This is a genomic window from Mesorhizobium sp. M2A.F.Ca.ET.039.01.1.1 (assembly GCF_003998035.1).
Taxonomy (GTDB): Bacteria; Pseudomonadota; Alphaproteobacteria; order Rhizobiales; family Rhizobiaceae; genus Mesorhizobium.
The window spans coordinates 1-442 of record NZ_RZRY01001537.1 but is presented as its reverse complement, the minus strand read 5'-3'; the positions used below and the strand labels follow the sequence as shown (position 1 = coordinate 442).

The window sequence follows — 442 nt, the reverse complement described above, 5'->3', positions numbered from 1 at the left end:
CTATGGCGATGAGCATGAATACGAACGACCGATCAGCTATCCGCTAGACGATGGCAGCGATAATGACATTGTTTGGCTGAACGACAGCGCCTGGAGGGACATCGTAGCAGCGCGCCAGACGGAGTTGTTCGATCGACCCGTGGCGCACTTCTTTGTCCGCGGTTTTCGATCCGACGGCATTGACGAGTTCCTGGCGCATATTTCGACGATCGAGGCCGCGCTTGGCCTGCCTTTGGATCATGATCGAGGCGCCCGAAGAAGGATCGCAGGAAAGAACCCCGGTGCGACATACCGGGTCACGCTTCGAATTTCCGGACTGCTCAAAGATGGTTCGTTCGGCCACGCCTATTCGAAGCTTTTCGGGCTGCGGAGCGACTTTCTGCACGGCAAATCGATGGCGGACATTTCCGGGGACGATAGGCGCAGTGCCAGAGAGCTAGCC

Annotated in this window: 1 pseudogene; it reads left to right on the top strand. The window is 57.7% G+C overall.

Annotated features, from left to right (window positions below):
- Nucleotides 1-442 (top strand): annotated as a pseudogene (locus tag EOA24_RS42310) (hypothetical protein); the annotation flags it as partial.